This window comes from Sphingobacterium sp. CZ-2 (assembly GCF_004526235.1).
Taxonomy (GTDB): Bacteria; Bacteroidota; Bacteroidia; order Sphingobacteriales; family Sphingobacteriaceae; genus Sphingobacterium; species Sphingobacterium tenebrionis.
On record NZ_CP038159.1, the window covers coordinates 3,906,659 to 3,925,976 of the forward strand.

Consider the following 19,318-nt stretch of genomic DNA (forward strand, 5'->3'; position numbering starts at 1 on the left):
ATTAGGGTTGAAGCGGCTTGCGCATCACATAATCGTTCAGAACATATTGGTAGTAGGGGATATCCACAGACTCTACTACCTCAAAATCCTGTTTTAGGTAGAAGCCATAAGCCGGATTATTTCTATTGACATTCAGTTCGAGCGCAGTAATTCCAGCTTTCAGAGCCTGTTCGGCGGCAAAATCAATAAACACCTTACCATATCCCTTTCCCTGCGTATTGGGCAAAAGATAAAGTTTCCCGATTCGTAAACATTCCTTTTGCGGTTCCAAGGACATGAAACCCACCGGAAAGCCTCTTTCTAATAAGATATAAAAGGAAACATCAGCTTCCATCGCCGCAATAAGTGCTTCCTCCGTATAGGATTTCTCCAACATAAAATCAATCTGATCTAGGCTGATCACATCCTTATAGGTCGGATACCAGATGGCATGGGCCAATTCGTGGATGATCCGGGCATCATTTACGGTCGCTGGAATAATCTTAATCATAATTCTTCTCCTAACATGATGTAATCCGACAAAGGGGCAATCTTTACAAAACCATCCGATTCAACCTCGAATAGGCTTTCAGTAATCCATCGCACGTTCGAAATACGAAGAGACTCCGAATCAGGGATCCATAATTGATAGCCTTCCGGCAACCATTTATCATACTGTTTGATGAAGATCAACTTATACGATCCATTAAAAACATTGACTGTGAAATCAGGCAGATAGGGCAGAAGGTCCTTGCAACCTATCTGATCCATAATCAGGTTCACGGCATAATTCTTCCGCTCTTTCAAATATTGGAAAAGCACCGCCAAATAATCCTCCCAATAAGGAATAACCACTAGATTTTCCTCCAATTCCTCCCGAATCAACTCCTCCGAATTCAAAAGCACATCGATCTTGATCCCTCTGGATTTAAGCGTTTCGTAATGGAAAGATAAAGTAATAATGGTTGGGCTCCACTCCAACAATTGATTGACATATTCATCCGCCAAAAGATGTGGATCTCCAATAAATAAAGCAGGCTCTTGGTTTTCTCGAACGATGTGGTGGGAAGACATGGCCTAATCCGCTAAATAGGAAACAGCAATATAAGACATTAAACCAATACTGGTTTTCAATGCTTCTTCATCGATATCAAATGTCGGGGTATGCACCGCTGAATTGATTCCTTTTTCTACATTTCCAGTACCCAATCGATAGAAGCAGGCATTGGTTTCCTGAGAATAATAGGCAAAATCCTCCGCTGCAGGCCATAGATCCAGTTCCAACACGTTATCTGCTCCTAAATATTCAACGGCATAAGAACGTGCCTTTTCCGTAATAACCGGTTCATTGATCAAGAAAGGATAGCCCTTACGTACCTCAAAATCACAACTTGCACCCATACTTTCTGCAATACCTACCGCCATCTTCAGCATCTTCTCATGCGCATCTGCACGCCAAGCCTCATCAAACGTACGAAACGTTCCTTCCAAGTAAACCTCATCTGGAATAACGTTCGTAGCGCCATTACCCACGATCTTACCCCAGGATAAAACCGAAGGCGTACGTGGATCGGCATTGCGGCTAACAATCTGCTGCATAGCCGTGATGATTTGTGCGGTTATCGCAATTGGATCGATATTTTGATGGGGTTGAGCGCCATGACCACCTTTTCCGCGAACCGTCATGAACAACTCATCGCAGGAGGCCATATATTTACCGGATCGAAAGCCAACTTTACCTGCCTCGATGAAAGGCATCACATGCTGACCAACAATACCTTGAGGGCTTGGGTTCTGCAATACCCCTTCTTTGATCATCAGGGAAGCTCCTCCCGGCAAACGTTCTTCTCCAGGTTGGAAAATCAGTTTGACCGTTCCTCCAAAGTCACCTCTTAAACTTGATAAAATCTTCGCAACACCCAATAGGGAAGAAGTGTGCACATCATGCCCACAGGCATGCATTACGCCAATGTTCTGTGAACCATAGCTGCGTCCTTCTACCTCGGTGATCGGTAGAGCGTCCATGTCCGCACGCAAGGCCAATACCTTGTCAGACGGTAAATCACCTTTTATCAAGGCCACCACTCCCGTGTTTGCCATGGATTCATAAGGGATCTGCAAATCATCCAAAACCCTTTTTACAAAGGCAGATGTTTGGTATTCCTCAAAAGAAAGTTCTGGATTTTGGTGTAGAAACCTACGGTTATTGACCGTATCTTGAAAATAGGATTGCGCTAGCTCTTGAATCCTGGATTTGATTGATGACATGATTTTCCTCCACTATTGCCACGTCCAGACATCCTCTACAAATACAAATACATTGCTGTATGTACCACGAAGACGTCTCATGTATGCTGTAGCTTCAGAACGGCTGGTAAAATCACCAACTTTTACCCTGTAATTCGGTTCCACGTAATCAAGATAAGCGTTCATATCAGGGTTTTGGCGAATAAAGCTATTCTGAACATTGGTTGCTTCATTCCTATTACCACCAGAATAAATCTGTACCCTAAAACCTCGCACTTTCACCCGGCGTGCCTTCGATTTGTCCAAGATTTTAGGTTCCAAACTTACTGGTGCTTTAGAAGCAGTTGGATTTATTGCATGAAATGCTCTGAAGTCTTGTAATAGGCTAATCAATGTGTCCTTTACTACCTCTACTTTTCCATCCTGTGCCTTCGTAATCTGTGTAGACAATAAGATGATGCAACCTACAATAAATCCTTTATTAATCATTTTATTTATGCTTGTTTTCCGTGACAGTTCTTATATTTCTGACCAGAACCACAAGGACATTCGTCGTTTCTTCCAATCGCTTGCTCTTTACGGATCGGCTGAGTTACCTGAGGCTCCTGAGTATTCAGATCCTCTTCACTAACACCAGTCGGAGAGCTGATTTCCGCTTTAGATTCCACTACTTTTACCTTTTGCTCTGGGCGTGCTGCCTGAATGTTCTGCGGTTGTTGCTCCTGTCCAGGGATTTCTCCTTTGAACAAGAAGCTGACGATATCTTTGTTCATACCTGCTAACATGGTTTTGAACAAGTTATAGGCTTCCATCTTATAAATAATGATCGGATCCTTTTGTTCATAAACCGCATTCTGAACAGATTGTTTTAAATCATCCATCTCACGTAAGTGCTCTTTCCAAGCCTCATCGATCAATGCCAACACAATTCCCTTTTCAAATGATTTGAAAACTTCTTTACCCTCAGTTTCTACAGCTTTAACCAAATTTGTAGCAACTTGGATGCCACGAATACCATCTGTAAATGGAATTATAATATTTTCGATCATTCCACCACGCTCAGCAAGCACATTGGTCAACACAGGCAAGGTCTGTGTAGCCACTTGCTCCGATTTACGGTGATAGAAATTGATAACCTGATCAAACAGTTTCTCTACCAAGCTGTTCGCTGTGCTGCTGCTGAATTCTTCTTGGGAGATTTCTGGGTTAACCGCAAAAATACGGATCACCTCAATTTGGAACTCATCGTAAGAATTATCTTCTTTCGCCTGTAATACCACATCTTCAACAACATCATAGATGGTATTGTTCAAATCCACGTCTAAACGCTCTCCAAATAAAGCATTCTTCCGTTTGGTATAGATTACAGAACGTTGGGAGTTCATCACGTCATCATATTCCAATAGACGCTTACGAATACCGAAGTTGTTCTCCTCTACCTTACGTTGCGCACGTTCGATAGATTTGGTCAACATGCTATGTTGCATTACTTCGCCTTCTTCAACACCCATTTTAACCATCAGGTTCGAAATACGCTCCGATGCAAATAAACGCATCAATGGATCTTCCAAGGAAACAAAGAATTGGGAAGAACCCGGATCTCCTTGACGGCCCGCACGACCTCTTAACTGACGGTCAACACGACGAGACTCATGGCGCTCTGTACCGATGATCGCTAAACCACCCACATTGATAACTTCTTCAATAAGCTTAATATCCGTACCACGACCCGCCATGTTGGTAGCAATCGTTACTTGTCCCGGACGTCCCGCTTCCGCAACGATATCAGCCTCTTTCTGGTGCAATTTCGCGTTCAAGACATTGTGCTTGATACCACGTAATTTCAACATACGGCTTAATAATTCCGAAATCTCAACCGAAGTAGTACCCACCAATACTGGTCTATGCTCTTCTGTCAATTTTTGGATCTCTTGCGCTACGGCATTATATTTTTCACGTGCTGTACGGTAGATGAAATCTTGACGGTCATCACGTTGAATTGGTTTATTTGTTGGAATTTCAACAACATCTAGCTTGTAGATTTCCCATAACTCACCAGCTTCTGTAGAAGCGGTACCCGTCATACCTGATAATTTGTGGTACATACGGAAGTAGTTTTGAAGGGTAATCGTTGCATAGGTCTGCGTAGCATCTTCTACCTTCACGTTTTCCTTAGCCTCGATCGCTTGGTGCAATCCGTCAGAATAACGACGGCCATCCATGATACGACCGGTCTGCTCATCAACGATCTTCACCTTACCTTCATCCACGATGTATTGGTCATCGCGTTCGAATAGGGTATACGCTTTTAAAAGTTGGTTAATCGAATGGATACGCTCCGATTTGATGGAATAATCACGCATCAACTCTTCTTTTTTAGCGGCTTTCTCTTCCAAAGCAACATCCATTTTCTCGATTTCTGCAATCTCCGAACCTACATCCGGTAGAATGAAGAAGCTTGGATCCTCACCTGTAGCCGTGATCAGTTCAATACCTTTCTCCGTAAGTTCTACTTGGTTGTTTTTCTCATCGATTACAAAGAACAATTCCGCATCAGCTTTAGGCATCTGGCGGTTCTGCTCTTGCATATAGTAGTTCTCTACCTTCTGCAATACCTGACGGTGATTACTTTCGGATAGGAATTTGATCAACGCTTTGTTCTTTGGCAAACCACGGTAAGCACGTAATAAAGCTAAACCACCTTTCTCCACATCCGTATCTCCAGCTGCAATCGCTTTCTTCGCTTCGTTCAATACTGTGTTGATGTATGCTTTCTGTGCATTTACCAAACGTTCGATCCTTGGTTTCAACTGATGGAATTCATGTTGGTCGCCCATTGGGATAGGACCAGAAATGATCAAAGGCGTACGCGCGTCATCGATCAATACCGAATCCACCTCATCGATCATCGCAAAGTGCAATTTACGTTGAACCATGGCTTCTTTCGTATTGGTCATGTTATCACGTAGATAATCGAAACCAAATTCGTTGTTCGTACCATAAACGATATCGCTTAGGTAGGCTTGACGACGTTGTGGGGAGTTCGGTTGGTGCTTGTCGATACAATCCACACTCATTCCGTGGAATTCAAAGATTGGTCCGTTCCACTCCGAGTCACGACGTGCCAAGTAATCATTCACCGTTACGATGTGGATACCTTGACCAGCCAATGCATTCAAATAGGTTGGTAGTGTTCCTACCAAGGTTTTACCCTCACCCGTAGACATCTCCGCGATCTTTCCTTGGTGCAACACAATACCACCGATCAACTGTACGTCGTAGTGGATCATGTTCCAGGTTACCTCGGTTCCTGCCGCTAACCAAGAGTTCTGCCAAACAGCTTTATCGCCATTGATGGTCACGTTCGGTTTGCGGGCAGCAATTTCTCTATCAAAATCAGAAGCCGTAACTTCGATTGCCTTGTTTACGGTAAAACGGCGAGCCGTATCCTTAACAACAGCAAAAGCTTCAGGCAATATCTCTAACAATACTTCCTCAAGCTTTTTATCACGGTCTTTTGTTAATTTATCGATCTTATCGTATATGGAAGTTTTTTCTTCCATATCCTCTGTCGAGTCTGCATTCTTTTTTAAATCTGCGATTTCATTATCTATGTCTTGCAAGTAAGCGCTGATTCTATTTTTAAAATCTTGAGTTTTCGCACGAAGCTCATCATGTGATAAGCCAGCCAATTTCTCATACTCTTCCTTGATTTTATTTACTAAAGGCATGATAGCCTTGATATCTCGCTCAGACTTACTACCGAATAATTTACTTAAAAACTTTAACATAATTTTTTATTTCTGTAATCGCTTGTACAATAATGACTCCAAACAAAAGATGCAGACATTTTGACACTAATCGGGCAAATTTAGTTATTAAGGTTGATAACTAACAAAACCCAAAACCTTTTTTATCAATTATTTTACTAAAAATATACTTTTAGTGCTCGAAGGAATTAAATTGTTGGCCCTAGCCTGTTCAAACAATTCAATTACAGCTTTTTTACCCTCTTCTCCAAGATCCTCTGAATATTTGTTCACATACAGTTCGATGTGCTTGTACATCACGGCTTCATCCATTTCCTGCGCATGAGAACGGATATAGTCAATCCCTGATTTGGGGTTGGCAAATGCAAAAGCCACACTTTCCCTTAATAACCGATTCACCTGGAGCTTTACCTCCTCAGGCAATGATCTTTTGATCACAATACCTCCCAATGGAATCGGGGAGCCAGTTGTTTTCTCCCAATAATCGCCAAGATCCTGGATTTTGTACAGCCCACGATCCATATAAGTGAACCTATTTTCGTGTATGATCAGGCCAATATCGATAGAACCATCCAGAACAGATTTTTCAATATCCGAAAAAACCATTTCCTGCTTATTGGTCAGCTCCGGATAGGCCAATCCTAATAAGAAATTGGCTGTAGTATATTTTCCAGGAATGCCCACTTTCAGCCCAAGAAAGTGTTCTGGAAGAGGTTTGCCGGCATAAGCACGCAGCTCTTCGGCCAAAGCAGGATCCTTGCTGATCAACAAAGGTCCAACACCAAAGCCTAAAGCACTTCCCGCGTCCAAAAGTTCATAATCCTCTGTGGCATAAGCAAATGCATGGTAGCTCAACTTGGTGATATCCAACTCTCCACGGAAAGCCTTTTCATTCAAGGTCTCCACATCATGATATTCCACGTGAAACGACAGATCATCACAAGCTATCTTATTGTGGATCAACGCATCAAATATAAACGTATCATTCGGACAGGGTGAAAACCCTAATGTTAATTCCATATTCTTCATCTTTTTCCGTTGGAATGAACAAGGTTTTGCTGAAGACCATCAGCAACATGCCTAGAAAGGTAGCCAACACAAAACCGTTTCCAACTTTATCCAATCCTTTTTTATAGCAAACATAACAGCTCATCAGGTTGATGGCTCCCGCAATAACATACAATCCTGTTGGCTTATCGGGGAAAAGCTGCATCTGAACATCCGTATGCTTGGTCAGAAAAAAGGCCAAGACCGGAAAAATTAAGCCCAGCACAAAGCCGATCAATAAATTATTCTTCATCTATTTAATATCAAAACTCCATGAATTCAACTCCGGAATCACATGGTGTGCCGTCATATCAAATTGCGTAGGAACGATCGAAACAAAACCATTGTTGATGGCATAAGCATCGGTATCTTCGCCTCGATCCTGTAGATCAAACTTACCCGTCATCCAGAAATATTCCCTTTGGTAAGGGTCTAGGCGCTCATCAAACTCCTCAAACCACTTGGCATTTGCTTGCCGACATACTTTTATGCCCTTTATTTCCTTTTTCACATTAGGGAAATTCACGTTCAGTAGACTGTTTTTAGGGAGTCCATGTTCCAAAACCTGCATCGCTATTGCTTTTACGTAAGGTCTTGTATGGGAAAAATCGGCATTGTAGGCGAAATCATCTAGCGAATAGCCAACCGATGGAATCCCTTCTATTGCCCCCTCTACCGCAGCAGACATCGTTCCGGAATAAAGAACATTGATGGAATAGTTAAGCCCATGGTTGATTCCCGATACACATAGGTCAGGTTTTTTTCCCTTGAATATCTTGTTAACAGCAAGTTTAACACAGTCTACAGGTGTACCGGAGCATTTATACATTTCTACTCCAGGATATAGGTCGATTTTATCCAATCGAAGCGGCTTGCCAATGGTAATGGCATGTCCCATTCCCGATTGTGGGCTATCAGGCGCCACAACCACCACTTCTCCCAATTCCTGCATCACTTCCAATAGCACCTTGATGCCAGGAGCCGTGATGCCATCATCGTTAACTACCAAGATGGTAGGTTTCTTTTTTGTCATATGCGAAGTTAAGAAAAAAACAAAAGGTTGATTCCTTCCGAAATCAACCTTATATTAAATTACTAATATTTTTAAGAATACAATCCCTTCTTATCAATAAAATCAATCACCGCATCCGGCGTATAAAACTTAATCGATTTTTTCTCCTTAATCGCCTGCCTCAAAAAAGTAGATGACAGTTCCATGACAGGTGTTTCGGTCATTGTGACAGATGCATGGCTCTTCAATGCACCACCATCATAACCCGGCCTTGGATAAACAATAATTTTATAATCCCTCAAGATCACTTCGGCATTCTTCCATTTATGGAATCCCTGTAGGTTATCCTCACCCATGATCAACACAAACTCCTTCGTCGGAAATTTCTCCGCTAAATGAACCAAGGTATCAATCGTATAGGAAGGTTGAGGCAAATGGAACTCAATATCACTCGCTTTCAGGTTATCCGCGCCTTCAATGGCCAGATTTACCATTTCCAAACGATCATAGATATTCCCTAAGCTCTTTTTATCCTTGAAAGGGTTCTGTGGCGAGACCACAAACCAAACCTCATCCAAAGAAGTATAATTCGCCATATAGTTGGCAATGATCAGATGCCCAATATGAATGGGGTTGAATGAACCAAAAAACAATCCAACCTTATTTGCCATACTTATGAATTAATGAAATCCAACACCAATCGCTCGGCCTCCGCACAAGCGGTCTCCAGATCATTGTTCTGCAAGATCACATCAAATTTATCCGCATAGGACAACTCCAATTCCGCTTTCGCAAAACGTTCCTGCAGCTTTTCCTCCGAATCCGTCCCTCTGCCCTTCAAACGCTCTTTCAAGACCTCCAAGGAAGGTGGATTCACAAATATCGACAATGCCTGATCCGGGAATTTAGACTTCAAGCGCAAACCACCCACTACATCGATATCAAAAATAACATGTTTCCCAGCATCCCAAATTCGCTCAACTTCAGAACGTAGAGTGCCGTAAAATGTGCCCGAATAAACTTCCTCAAATTCAATGAACTCATGCTTCGCTACCTTATGCAAGAAATCATCGGTAGAGATGAAGTAATAATCCACCCCATTTTCTTCCTGCCCACGAGGTGCTCTCGTACTTGCCGAAATGGAAAATGAGATCTTATCGCCATGTTTTTCCAGTAATCTTTTTACGATAGTGGTTTTTCCTGCGCCAGAAGGGGCAGAGAATATCAATAGCTTCCCGCTCATGCTATAAAACGTTTAATAATTGTTCTTTGATTTTTTCCAGCTCATCCTTCATCTTTACCACGATCTGCTGGATCTGCGCATTATTCGCTTTTGAACCCAAGGTATTGATCTCACGGCCCATTTCCTGCGAAATAAACCCTAATTTTTTACCATTGGAATCATTGGAATTCAAGGCTTGGATAAAATAGTTGCAATGGCTGCGCAGCCTTACTTTTTCTTCCGTAATATCCAGTTTTTCGATGTAAAATACCAATTCCTGCTCGAAACGGTTCATATCCACATTTTCTTTCCCAACCGCTTCTTCCATATATTGGTTGATGCGTTCGCGAATCAATGGGATACGGCTTCCTTCAACGGATTCAACTTCGGTCAGGTGAGATAAAATCAATTCCACACGATGCGCCAAGTCTACTTTAAGCACAACACCTTCGTCTTCACGGAAATTATTGAATTGTTTTACGGCAGCATGGAAAGCTGTTACCAGCACTTTTCCCTCTTCCTCATCCACCTCATCGTTGTTGCTGATCACCTCCGGCATATTCAAGGCAAGTTCAAGCATGTTCGCTTTGCTATCGCCCAATTGAAAAGCGATCTGCTGTAATTGTTGGTAATATTCTTTGAGTAAATCGGCATTGATGCTAGCTGCCTTGGCGGTTTGGTCTACATATTCAGTAGAAACACTGATGTTCACTTTTCCGCGTTCGATCAATTTGCTGCATTCCCCACGAAGGAATAGTTCCTTGTCGGAAACCGCTTTCGGTAAACGCAGATTAAGCTCTAAAAATTTAGAATTTAGCGATTTTATTTCTACGGTATATTTTACAGAACCATTCTCAGCGGTTCCCATACCATAACCTGTCATCGATTTTATCATATGCAAAGGTATAAAATCTTAGCCTAAAGTTTTTTCTTAATTACCAATCATGTTTGGCGATCAGTACCACCATATAGGTTTTATAGGTAGACCCTTTCGGAACGCGGACAAAACCTATCCCGATATCCTTCAAAGATCCATACCAATCCGTCATGCCCAACACATGTTTTCTATGCATGAAACCCGGAGACCCTCTACCGATAATAAAAGACTTGATCACATCTACGGCCGTTTCATGATTGGCCCCAATAGACTCAAAACTATTATCCCGCCGCTTCTTCAACCAATCCGGATTCAGGCTGTAGCCTCCTTGATGAATATGGTAGTTCGGGCCATAACCATCCGGATCCACATGGTCAAAATAATTCCGCTTGGCCATATCGTATGCCCTAGCCTCCGCCACTTTTGCCAATCGATCGTTCCAGACCAACCTCGTCCGAGTCACGTTCTTTAATCTGGATATTCCCAAATCCCTTGCATACCGGTCCGGATTACTTCGGAAATCATTCAGGTATTCAAAAGCCTTCTTCGCTTCCCGACGGTCGGTCTTAATGGATTTCTGGGCAAAAATAGGGTTCACCCACAATAGGAGTGCAAGTAAAACGAATCGCATAGGCATGTATTTTCTATAAAGACTGTTTTGCAAACGAAGCGTTTAATTCAAAAAGGAATTAGGAAGCTGTTTTCTTATTCCAGAAGATCTCGATAATAGCCGGTAAGAGGGATATCAGGATGATCAACAGGACAACAATGGAAAAATTATTCTTCACCAGTGGAATCTGACCGAAAAAATATCCTCCAATAAGAAATAGAGATACCCATAATATACCGCCCACAATATTGTATAGCCCAAATTTGCGATAAGGCATCCTGACTATACCTGCCACAAACGGAGCGAATGTGCGCACGATCGGAACAAAACGGGCATAGATAATGGTTTCCAGACCATACTTCTCATAAAATTGCTGCGTTTTCTCCAAATAAGCGGGTTTAAATATTTTAGAGCCCGGCTTGAACACCCGGCTTCCAAAATGCTTCCCTATTTCATAGTTCACAAAATCCCCTAAAATGGCTGCGAATATCAACAGCAGGATCATGATCCCTAAACTCAGGTTGGTCTCCGGTTTTGCGATCAAAGCGCCCATCGCAAATAGAACGGAATCTCCCGGTAAAAATGGTGTCACCACCAGACCCGTTTCTGCAAATATGATCAGGAATAAAATAAGATAGGTCCAAGCCTGATATTCTTGTGTGATTTGGATCAGGTGTTTATCGATATGAAGAATAAAATCAATGAGGGCAGATATGAATTCCATAATAGTAAAAAGTAGTATTACCTACACAACAATTGCACCAATTACCAAGCCATTAAAACAAAAAAGGAAGCTTATTGAGCTTCCTTCTTTTTTCCATATTTTTCCTTTACCACCTCAATGATCGGAGGCAGCATGGATAAGAATATAATAGCAAATATCACGATGGTAAAGTTGTCTTTAATAATAGGCAATCCACCAAAGAAATAACCGATGAATAAAAAGGAGGTAACCCAAAGGATCGCTCCGATAACATTATAAGAGGCAAATTTCGCATAAGACATCGATCCTACTCCAGCCACAAATGGCGCAAAAGTTCGGATGATGGGCACAAAACGCGCATAAATGATCGTCTTGCCACCATATTTCTCATAGAATTTCTCCGTTTTCTCTAAATATTCCTTTTTCAGGAACTTATATTTTCCGCTGAAGGCTTTTGGACCAATGTATTTTCCAATATGATAATTGACCATATCTCCGATAATTCCCGCCACCATCAACAGTATCCACATCACAAATACATTCAGATCCGTTTCCGGTTTCGCAATGATGGCACCTGTTGCGAACAACAAGGAATCCCCAGGAAGGAATGGAGTAACCACCAATCCCGTTTCCGCAAAGATGATTAAAAATAGGATCAGGTAGGTCCAGGTCTGATAGTTGTTGACAATCTCCACCAAATGGTCATCAATGTGGAGAATAAAGTCAATAATCGCGTATATAAAATCCAAGGTCTTCTGCTAATTAAATATTGTTCAACATCACTGGCATCACCAACATCAAAATATCCTCATGCTCTTCCTTAACCGCTGGCACCAATAGCCCTGCACGGTTTGGCGTGCTCATTTCCAAAACAACTTCTTCGCAGGAAAGATTGTTCAACATCTCCACCAAGAATTTCGCATTGAATCCGATCTCCATGTCTTCACCCTCAAATTGGCAGCTTAAACGCTCGTGGGCTTCATTCGAAAAGTCCAGATCCTCTGCAGAGATATGCAATTCACTGCCATTGATCTTCAAACGAACCTGATGCGTGGTTTTGTTCGCAAAAATCACCACACGACGAAGGGTATTCAGGAACAAAGAACGATCTACGGTCAATTTATTAGGGTTCAAACGAGGAATTACCGCTTCGTAATCCGGATAACGCTCATCGATCAAACGACAGATCAGGTTGATATTTCCGAACTGAAAGAAAGCATTCGTATTGTTATATTCAATAGAAACATTCACATCATCAGCTGGTAAAGATGATTTCAATAGCGAAAGGGCTTTCTTTGGAAGGATAATGGAAGTCGCTTTTTCTGCCGTAACATCTGTACGACGGTATCTCACCAATTTATGCGCATCCGTTGCCACGAAGGTAGTCGATTGTTCAGCCAATTGAACCAGAACACCCGACATCGCAGGACGCAATTCATCATTACTTACCGCAAAAATGGTTTTATTGATGGCCTCCAATAAAGTTCCTGCTGGAATATTTACCGTAGAAATATTGTCTACCACAGGAATTTTTGGAAAATCATCCGCATTTTCTCCACTCAATTTATATTTACCATCTCCAGCAGAGATCTCAATCGCCAAGGTATTGGTATCCACCGAAAAAGCGACCGGCTGATCCGGTAGGGTTTTTAAAGTCTCGATCAAGATTTTGGAAGGCATCGCCACGCGACCTTCTTCTTTCGCCTCGATCTGAAGATTCGTAACCATACTGGTTTGTAGATCCGTAGCCGAAATCGTCAGGATATTGTCTTTTATTTCAAATAGGAAATTCTCCAGAATCGGTAATACGGTGCTTGAACTGGAAGCCCCACTAATAGCTTGTAATTGTTTGAGTAATATAGAGGTGGATACAATAAATCTCATTTCTGTTTTAATAGATTTTTATATGCAATAATACGTAAAAGAATCTAAATAATTACAATCCTAATTCGATATAAGAGGGACATTCTTAAAAAGCAACGGGTTTAAATTTGTACATTTGTGCAATCAGGTATGCAGTTGGAGAAAATAATAGGACATGATGCACTAAAGCAACAATTGATCGCGACGGTTCAGGAGAATCGAGTGAGTCATGCGCAGTTATTTTTAGGCCCCGAAGGTTCCGGTGCACTCCCTCTTGCCGTGGCCTATGCCCAATATATCAATTGCGAAAACAGATCCGCATCTGATAGCTGTGGTACATGTGCCTCCTGCTTGAAATATGAAAAACTGATCCATCCGGATCTTCACTTTTCTTATCCATTCTTTGCTAAAAAATCCGAAGAAACCGCTAGCACCTATATGGAAGATTGGCGTGCAGCTTTTCTGGCGAACCCTTATATGGGGCTTAGCTACTGGAGGAACCAATTGGAAGCCGAGAACAAACAGGCGAACATCAATATTGCGGAAGCCCATTCCATCATCAAAAAATTAAGCCTTAAGTCTTTTGAGGCCGAATATAAGGTCTTGGTCATGTGGCTGCCCGAATACTTGGATACCCAGGGAAATGCACTCTTAAAACTTATCGAGGAACCACCAGAAAAGACCTTGTTCTTGTTGGTGGCAGAAAACCAAGATAAGATTTTGAATACCATTATCTCCAGGACGCAATTGGTCAAAGTGAACAAATTGCCCCAAGAGGATATCGCGGAATACCTGATCAACGAAAAAAGGATTGACCCATCACGGGCGAACGAGATCGCTTTTATTGCTGATGGGAACATGCAATCCGCTTTCGAACAATTGCACGAGGAAGACAATACCAATTTCGATCTATTGATCCGATGGTTCAGGTTTATCGTAACGGATTCCGGATTGAACATCATCCAGATCTGTGAGGAAGAGATCAGTAAATTGGGCCGTGAGAACCAAAAATTGTTCTTAGTGTATAGCATTAATGTCCTAAGGCAGATCGTGCTTTTAAACCAAGGAATGCCCAATCTGGTCTTTTTAAAGGATGCCGAATTGGAATTTGTACAGAAGTTCAGCGAGATCAGCAGCTTGGAAAAACTGGAAGCAGCTATCGAAATGCTGGAAAAAACACATTATTCTGTGGAAAGAAATGCAAATCCTAAAATATTATTTTTAGATTTATCTTTGCAGTTAGTTTTATTATTTAAATACAATACGTTCCCCCAGGGGACTCAATATATATAAAATACAAAATATGGGATGTGGCAGTTGCTCATCCGGTGGTGGTTGCGGAAGCAGCAGTAAATTAGGTACAGTACCTGCAGGTTGTAATAACAACGGTACTTGTATGACCAGCGGATGTAATAAATTAGATATATACGATTGGTTGGTCGATATGGACCTTCCTTCCAACTATAAACCGTTTGATATTGTTGAAGTTCGCTTTAAAGGCTCTAGAAAGGAGTTTTATGTGAATTCAGATAATCTCTACTTAGAAATGGGCGAAATGGTCGCCGTAGAACCCAATACCGGGGGATACGACATTGGCCATGTGGCCTCAACCGGCGAGTTGGTAAGGCTTCAATTGAAGAAAAACAACGTAAAACCAGAAGATGTCGTGAAGAAAGTTTACCGAAAGGTAAATGAGAACGATATTGCTAAGTATAACCTGGCGAAAGATCTGGAATGGGAAACCATGCACCGTGCGCGAAATTTAGCGCTGGAACTGGGTTTATCCATGAAGATTTCAGATGTGGATTACCAAGGTGATAAGACAAAGGCAACCTTCTACTATACCGCAGAAGGTCGTGTCGATTTCCGCGAACTTATCAAAAGAATGGCCGAAGCGTTTCGGATCCGTATCGAGATGCGACAGATTGGTATGCGCCAGGAAGCCAGCCGCCTTGGTGGTATTGGATCTTGTGGGCGCGAGCTTTGTTGTTCAACCTGGCTAACGGATTTCAAGACCGTTTCTACAGCGGCAGCAAGGTACCAGAACCTTTCGTTGAACACCTTGAAGCTTGCCGGACAATGTGGTAAACTGAAATGTTGTTTGAACTATGAGTTGGATAGCTATATGGATGCCCTGAAGGATATCCCGAACAATGTAGACCGTATTGAAACGGTAGCTGGTGTGGCCTACCTACAAAAAACCGATATCTTCAAGAAAACCATGTGGTTCTCTTATCCGCATGCGGAAAGTTGGATTCCACTTCCTGTAGATCGGGTGAAGGAAATCGCCGAAATCAATGCTCAGGGTCGGAAAGCACCAGAATTGATCAATACCGAAAAGGTAGAAGAGCCTAAGGCAGCTGCGCCAGATTACGAAAATGTGGTCGGCCAGGATAGTCTTACCCGTTTGGATGATAAAAACCGTAGGAAGAAGAAAAAGAAACCTAAAAAGAAACCTACTGGTGAAAATGCGCAGGCCGGTCAAAGACAGGGTCAGGGTCAGGGTCAGCAGGATAATGCACAGCGCCAGCGACCGGATCAGCGAGCGCAACAAAATCAGCGTAGGAGAAATGATGGTCCTAAGGAGGTAAATCCGAAGGAAGGTCCTAAAGATTCGAATACGAAGGAAGGGAATCCTTCTGCGGAAAATGCTAATAAACCGCGTAGAAGACCGAACAATCGGAACAGAAAACCGAACAATAATAAAAACCAGGACGGGAATAAGGAAGGTTAATTCCATTGAAGATGAAAGCAGTATTCATGCTCTTTATTACGATGATTTTCCTTGCTTCCTGCCAGGAAAATGTTCCTTTCTATGAAAAAAACACAGTAATTCCCAACGTCAGTTGGGATTACAATTTTAAACCCGCCTATACCGTGCAGATAACGGATAAGGATGCCCAATACGATGTTTACATCAATTTGAGGCATGCGGTGTCCTATCCCTTTTCCAACATTTATGTATTTTTACATGAAGAAGGACCGGGGATGGCCAATAAGTCCACCCGGTATGAATTCAGTTTGGCGGAGCCAGATGGCCGCTGGATAGGTAAATCCGCCGGCAATCTCTATGAACAGACCAAACTGTTAAAAGAAGGTCTTTCCTTTCCGGATACCGGAAAATATAGTTTTTCTTTTGAACAGAACATGGCAGAGAACCCCCTTCGAGGTGTCAACGATGTGGGGATCAAGCTCATAAAAAGATAATTATGCAATTGCTAAGGTGGTTATTATTTCCGGTTACCATCCTATATACCCTCATAATTTGGCTCCGAAACAAATTATATGACCTTGGTATTTTCAAAACCAGGGAATTTGCTGTTAGGAGCATCGTCGTCGGCAATTTAGCGATTGGTGGCGCTGGAAAAAGCCCCCTCACCCAATACCTGATCCAATACTTTAGCGATAAATACAAAATGGCCACCCTAAGCCGCGGATATGGCCGAAAAACCAAAGGTTTCCGTTTGGTTGGCCCAGATGATCATGTGGCTATGGTAGGGGATGAGCCCCTGCAGTTTAAAAAGAATTTCCCGGCTATTACGGTAGCCGTAGATGAAAATAGGGCCGAAGGCATCGAAAAGTTGCAAAGGAACCATGACCTGATTATTCTGGATGATGCCTACCAGCATCGAAAGATAACCGCGAAATGCAATATCCTATTGTTCGACTTTCATTCCATTCTTAATCCGATCATCCTATTGCCTACAGGAAACTTCAGGGATACCTTCAACCAAACTAAGAGGGCGGATGTGGTATTGATCAGCAAATGTCCTGAACAGGTTTCCCAAGAGCAGAAATTGCGGATCGAAAAAAAGATCAGGCGATATAGTAATGCGCCGATCTATTATTCCAAATTGCAATACCTGGAACCTGTATGGCTTTCCAATCCTTTAGAAAAACCCTTTTCATTGCAGGATGTGGATATCCTCCTTATAACCGGCATTGCGAATCCAAAACCTTTATTGGAAGAGCTTTCCAATTCATCCAAAAAACGTGTGCATATGGTCTTTAAGGATCACCATGATTTTAAGGACCAGGATTACAAGGAAATCATCCGGCAATATAAAGGCCTAGATTCCAACAATAAGATCATCCTGACCACGGAAAAGGATGCCCAGCGGCTTGATCTGTTGAAGCTTTCCTTCCTACCTATTTATTACCTTCCAATCACTTTTCAGATCGATAAGGAGACTGAATTCCTTCAATTATTGGAAAAGACTGTTAATGAACCTTAACAGAGGTTAAAAACGGCTAAATATTAGATACTTACGGAAATATTTTATCAAATTTATAGCACAATAAAATTGATATCATATGAAAAAGTTAATATTATCAGCTGCATTATTATGTGCTGCCGTAACATTCAGTCAAGCACAGGATCGTCCGCAACGCGAAGGAATGCGTAATCCGGAAGATATGGCCAAAAGACAAGTTGAACGCCTGGATAAAGAATTAAAACTTACCACTGTTCAAAAAGATTCCTTAAATAAATGGTTTTTGGCAAGTGGTAAAAAACAGCAAGAGCTATTCAAAGATGAAAAAGAAAGCAGAGAAGTAAAAATGGAAAAGTGGAAGGCAATGCGTGAGGATCAACAAAAGAAAATCAAGGCCATTTTGACTCCTGAACAACGTACTAAATATGAGGAAATGGCTAAAAACCGCCCAGAACAAAGACAACGTAGAGTACAGAACTAAAACTACCTATAAAATAAACAGCAAAAGCCTTCCAAAATTTGGAAGGCTTTTTTTGTGGTTAAATGGGCTGCTATAGGATTCTATTTTTTATGGTTGGCTTCGGTGTAAAAGCATACTGAAAGTAACCTAAAAGTAACTAAAATGTATGCTAGACATACTACCACACTACTTTAACCATGCTTTATCCCTACTTAAAGCACGATTCTAACCTTAAATCAAACATATATTGAAGTGCTAGCTTAGACAGTACATGGAGAAAATGGATAATTAACGATAAGATTAATTGTTGTGTCTTCAGTTTTTTAAACTTATCCTACAATATTGCCTTTAGAGGTAATTAAAGGGGCTTTTTAGCTAATTTATATCCTATTGTTCGTAAATATTACTTGTTAAGAAATGTTAAAAAGTAACAAACCTGATACAAATAAACAATAAAGTGGTGGGTTTGGCTGTTATTATTGTACAAAAACGGAGTAAATAATTAGACGTTAAACAAAAAAATTAAATCATGAAAAAGTTATTTTTAGCAGTATCCGCAGTATTATTCTCATTAACTCTGACCTTTGCACAGGATGTAAACCCTGAAGAAAAAGCAAAACAAACTGTCACTGAATGGACTTCAACCCTGAAATTGACAGAAGAACAACAAGCTTCAGTTTATAACATTGTATTGGAGCACAAAAAAGCAAAATTAGCTATTAAAGCAGATACTGCACAAGCAGAAGATGCTAAGCAAACCCAAATCGCTGCATTGACAGCTGATATGGATAAAAAAGTAAGTGAATTGTTGACTGATGAGCAAAAACCTCTTTATGCTAAGATTGTAGAGGAACGTGCAGCGAAAAAATCAGAAAAAATGCAAGAACCGGTTGTTCAACCTAAAGAAGAACAAAAGGAAGAGCAACAAGGTCAGGAGCAACAACAAGAACAAAATGAACAGCAAGAACAACAACAAGAACAAAAATAATAACCTCTTGACTGATTGACTATAGAAATAGATAATTTATAGACTATTATTCATGTTTCATAAAGAAAGGTCCTTCAAATTTGAAGGACCTTTCTCCGTGATAGGGAGGAGTTTTTTGTGATAGGGGGACTTTTCGAAACTTTCCCCGTCATTGGGAAACTTTGTCCGTCATTGCGAGGAGGTACGACGAAGCAATCTTTACACTAATCGAAAGATTGCTTCGTTCCTCGCAATGACGTAAGCTCGCGATGACGTAGGCTCCCAATGATGCATACACCTCCCAATGTAGTAGTATAAAAAAAAGTCCTTCATTACTGAAGGACTTT

Annotated in this window: 21 protein-coding genes; 6 read left to right on the plus strand and 15 right to left on the minus strand. The window is 41.5% G+C overall.

Features of this window, described 5'->3' with window-relative positions; genetic code table 11:
* Position 1: 1 nt before the first annotated feature.
* The 15 genes from E3D81_RS17055 to dnaN all read right to left on the minus strand — a co-directional run bounded on the left by E3D81_RS17055 (position 2) and on the right by dnaN (position 13,351).
* Positions 2-490, minus strand: a complete 489-nt coding sequence (locus E3D81_RS17055; protein WP_134778342.1) for a GNAT family N-acetyltransferase — start codon at positions 488-490, stop codon at positions 2-4.
* The gene (locus E3D81_RS17060) at positions 487-1,053 is read right to left on the minus strand and encodes a hypothetical protein (RefSeq protein WP_099365126.1); all 567 of its coding nucleotides are present in this window, start codon (positions 1,051-1,053) and stop codon (positions 487-489) included. The genes E3D81_RS17055 and E3D81_RS17060 overlap by 4 nt, the downstream gene beginning before the upstream one ends.
* A 3-nt stretch (positions 1,054-1,056) precedes the next feature.
* Entirely contained in the window at positions 1,057-2,247 is a 1,191-nt protein-coding gene (locus E3D81_RS17065; RefSeq protein WP_099365127.1) for a M20 family metallopeptidase, read from the minus strand.
* A 12-nt stretch (positions 2,248-2,259) separates the two neighbouring features.
* Positions 2,260-2,715, minus strand: coding sequence for an SPOR domain-containing protein (locus E3D81_RS17070; RefSeq protein WP_099365128.1), 456 nt, complete (start codon positions 2,713-2,715; stop codon positions 2,260-2,262).
* A gap of 5 nt (positions 2,716-2,720) precedes the next feature.
* Positions 2,721-6,017, minus strand: coding sequence for a preprotein translocase subunit SecA (gene secA / locus E3D81_RS17075; protein WP_134778343.1), 3,297 nt, complete (start codon positions 6,015-6,017; stop codon positions 2,721-2,723).
* Positions 6,018-6,146: 129 nt separating this feature from the next.
* Positions 6,147-7,016 carry a 1,4-dihydroxy-6-naphthoate synthase gene (locus E3D81_RS17080; RefSeq protein WP_134778344.1) on the minus strand — a complete coding sequence of 290 codons (870 nt, stop codon included), beginning with the start codon at positions 7,014-7,016 and terminating at the stop codon, positions 6,147-6,149.
* Positions 6,979-7,296: a hypothetical protein gene (locus tag E3D81_RS17085; RefSeq protein ID WP_134778345.1), complete on the minus strand. Its 318-nt coding sequence runs from the start codon at positions 7,294-7,296 to the stop codon at positions 6,979-6,981. Before E3D81_RS17085 ends, E3D81_RS17080 begins: the two co-directional genes overlap by 38 nt.
* Positions 7,297-8,076 (minus strand): 5'/3'-nucleotidase SurE, encoded by a 780-nt coding sequence (gene surE, locus E3D81_RS17090; RefSeq protein WP_134778346.1) that lies wholly within the window; start codon positions 8,074-8,076, stop codon positions 7,297-7,299.
* 71 nt (positions 8,077-8,147) lie between these two features.
* A complete protein-coding gene (nadD, locus tag E3D81_RS17095; RefSeq protein ID WP_134778347.1) occupies positions 8,148-8,726 on the minus strand; it encodes a nicotinate (nicotinamide) nucleotide adenylyltransferase in 579 nt (192 codons plus the stop codon).
* A 2-nt stretch (positions 8,727-8,728) separates the two neighbouring features.
* Positions 8,729-9,298: a guanylate kinase gene (gene gmk / locus E3D81_RS17100; RefSeq protein ID WP_099365133.1), complete on the minus strand. Its 570-nt coding sequence runs from the start codon at positions 9,296-9,298 to the stop codon at positions 8,729-8,731.
* Position 9,299: 1 nt separating this feature from the next.
* A complete protein-coding gene (locus E3D81_RS17105) occupies positions 9,300-10,172 on the minus strand; it encodes a YicC/YloC family endoribonuclease (protein WP_134778348.1) in 873 nt (290 codons plus the stop codon).
* Between the two features lie 40 nt (positions 10,173-10,212).
* Positions 10,213-10,785, minus strand: a complete 573-nt coding sequence (locus tag E3D81_RS17110; protein WP_245153247.1) for a CAP domain-containing protein — start codon at positions 10,783-10,785, stop codon at positions 10,213-10,215.
* Between the two features lie 58 nt (positions 10,786-10,843).
* Positions 10,844-11,488, minus strand: a complete 645-nt coding sequence (locus E3D81_RS17115) for a DedA family protein (RefSeq protein ID WP_134778350.1) — start codon at positions 11,486-11,488, stop codon at positions 10,844-10,846.
* A 71-nt stretch (positions 11,489-11,559) separates the two neighbouring features.
* Positions 11,560-12,216: a DedA family protein gene (locus tag E3D81_RS17120; protein ID WP_099365137.1), complete on the minus strand. Its 657-nt coding sequence runs from the start codon at positions 12,214-12,216 to the stop codon at positions 11,560-11,562.
* Between the two features lie 13 nt (positions 12,217-12,229).
* A complete protein-coding gene (dnaN, locus tag E3D81_RS17125; RefSeq protein ID WP_099365138.1) occupies positions 12,230-13,351 on the minus strand; it encodes a DNA polymerase III subunit beta in 1,122 nt (373 codons plus the stop codon).
* Between the two features lie 129 nt (positions 13,352-13,480).
* Here dnaN and E3D81_RS17130 point away from each other — a divergent pair, with 129 nt between their 5' ends.
* From E3D81_RS17130 to E3D81_RS17160, 6 genes are all read left to right on the plus strand, one after another.
* Positions 13,481-14,623 carry an ATP-binding protein gene (locus E3D81_RS17130; RefSeq protein WP_134778475.1) on the plus strand — a complete coding sequence of 381 codons (1,143 nt, stop codon included), beginning with the start codon at positions 13,481-13,483 and terminating at the stop codon, positions 14,621-14,623.
* A 10-nt stretch (positions 14,624-14,633) separates the two neighbouring features.
* A complete protein-coding gene (locus tag E3D81_RS17140; protein ID WP_209023083.1) occupies positions 14,634-16,064 on the plus strand; it encodes a stage 0 sporulation family protein in 1,431 nt (476 codons plus the stop codon).
* An 11-nt stretch (positions 16,065-16,075) separates the two neighbouring features.
* A complete protein-coding gene (locus E3D81_RS17145; protein WP_134778353.1) occupies positions 16,076-16,537 on the plus strand; it encodes a gliding motility lipoprotein GldH in 462 nt (153 codons plus the stop codon).
* A gap of 2 nt (positions 16,538-16,539) precedes the next feature.
* A complete protein-coding gene (gene lpxK / locus E3D81_RS17150; protein WP_134778354.1) occupies positions 16,540-17,565 on the plus strand; it encodes a tetraacyldisaccharide 4'-kinase in 1,026 nt (341 codons plus the stop codon).
* Between the two features lie 79 nt (positions 17,566-17,644).
* Entirely contained in the window at positions 17,645-18,025 is a 381-nt protein-coding gene (locus E3D81_RS17155; RefSeq protein WP_134778355.1) for a hypothetical protein, read from the plus strand.
* A gap of 508 nt (positions 18,026-18,533) precedes the next feature.
* Positions 18,534-18,992: a hypothetical protein gene (locus E3D81_RS17160; protein WP_134778356.1), complete on the plus strand. Its 459-nt coding sequence runs from the start codon at positions 18,534-18,536 to the stop codon at positions 18,990-18,992.
* Positions 18,993-19,318 lie beyond the last annotated feature (326 nt).

Bases quoted from the DNA above. Each gene is read 5' to 3' on its own strand.
- E3D81_RS17055 (WP_134778342.1), bottom strand. From the start codon at position 490: ATGATTAAGATTATTCCAGCGACCGTAAATGATGCCCGGATCATCCAC.
- E3D81_RS17060 (WP_099365126.1), bottom strand. From the start codon at position 1,053: ATGTCTTCCCACCACATCGTTCGAGAAAACCAAGAGCCTGCTTTATTT.
- E3D81_RS17065 (WP_099365127.1), bottom strand. From the start codon at position 2,247: ATGTCATCAATCAAATCCAGGATTCAAGAGCTAGCGCAATCCTATTTT.
- E3D81_RS17070 (WP_099365128.1), bottom strand. From the start codon at position 2,715: ATGATTAATAAAGGATTTATTGTAGGTTGCATCATCTTATTGTCTACA.
- secA (WP_134778343.1), bottom strand. From the start codon at position 6,017: ATGTTAAAGTTTTTAAGTAAATTATTCGGTAGTAAGTCTGAGCGAGAT.
- E3D81_RS17080 (WP_134778344.1), bottom strand. From the start codon at position 7,016: ATGGAATTAACATTAGGGTTTTCACCCTGTCCGAATGATACGTTTATA.
- E3D81_RS17085 (WP_134778345.1), bottom strand. From the start codon at position 7,296: ATGAAGAATAATTTATTGATCGGCTTTGTGCTGGGCTTAATTTTTCCG.
- surE (WP_134778346.1), bottom strand. From the start codon at position 8,076: ATGACAAAAAAGAAACCTACCATCTTGGTAGTTAACGATGATGGCATC.
- nadD (WP_134778347.1), bottom strand. From the start codon at position 8,726: ATGGCAAATAAGGTTGGATTGTTTTTTGGTTCATTCAACCCCATTCAT.
- gmk (WP_099365133.1), bottom strand. From the start codon at position 9,298: ATGAGCGGGAAGCTATTGATATTCTCTGCCCCTTCTGGCGCAGGAAAA.
- E3D81_RS17105 (WP_134778348.1), bottom strand. From the start codon at position 10,172: ATGATAAAATCGATGACAGGTTATGGTATGGGAACCGCTGAGAATGGT.
- E3D81_RS17110 (WP_245153247.1), bottom strand. From the start codon at position 10,785: ATGCGATTCGTTTTACTTGCACTCCTATTGTGGGTGAACCCTATTTTT.
- E3D81_RS17115 (WP_134778350.1), bottom strand. From the start codon at position 11,488: ATGGAATTCATATCTGCCCTCATTGATTTTATTCTTCATATCGATAAA.
- dnaN (WP_099365138.1), bottom strand. From the start codon at position 13,351: ATGAGATTTATTGTATCCACCTCTATATTACTCAAACAATTACAAGCT.
- E3D81_RS17130 (WP_134778475.1), top strand. From the start codon at position 13,481: ATGCAGTTGGAGAAAATAATAGGACATGATGCACTAAAGCAACAATTG.
- E3D81_RS17140 (WP_209023083.1), top strand. From the start codon at position 14,634: ATGGGATGTGGCAGTTGCTCATCCGGTGGTGGTTGCGGAAGCAGCAGT.
- E3D81_RS17145 (WP_134778353.1), top strand. From the start codon at position 16,076: ATGAAAGCAGTATTCATGCTCTTTATTACGATGATTTTCCTTGCTTCC.
- lpxK (WP_134778354.1), top strand. From the start codon at position 16,540: ATGCAATTGCTAAGGTGGTTATTATTTCCGGTTACCATCCTATATACC.
- E3D81_RS17155 (WP_134778355.1), top strand. From the start codon at position 17,645: ATGAAAAAGTTAATATTATCAGCTGCATTATTATGTGCTGCCGTAACA.
- E3D81_RS17160 (WP_134778356.1), top strand. From the start codon at position 18,534: ATGAAAAAGTTATTTTTAGCAGTATCCGCAGTATTATTCTCATTAACT.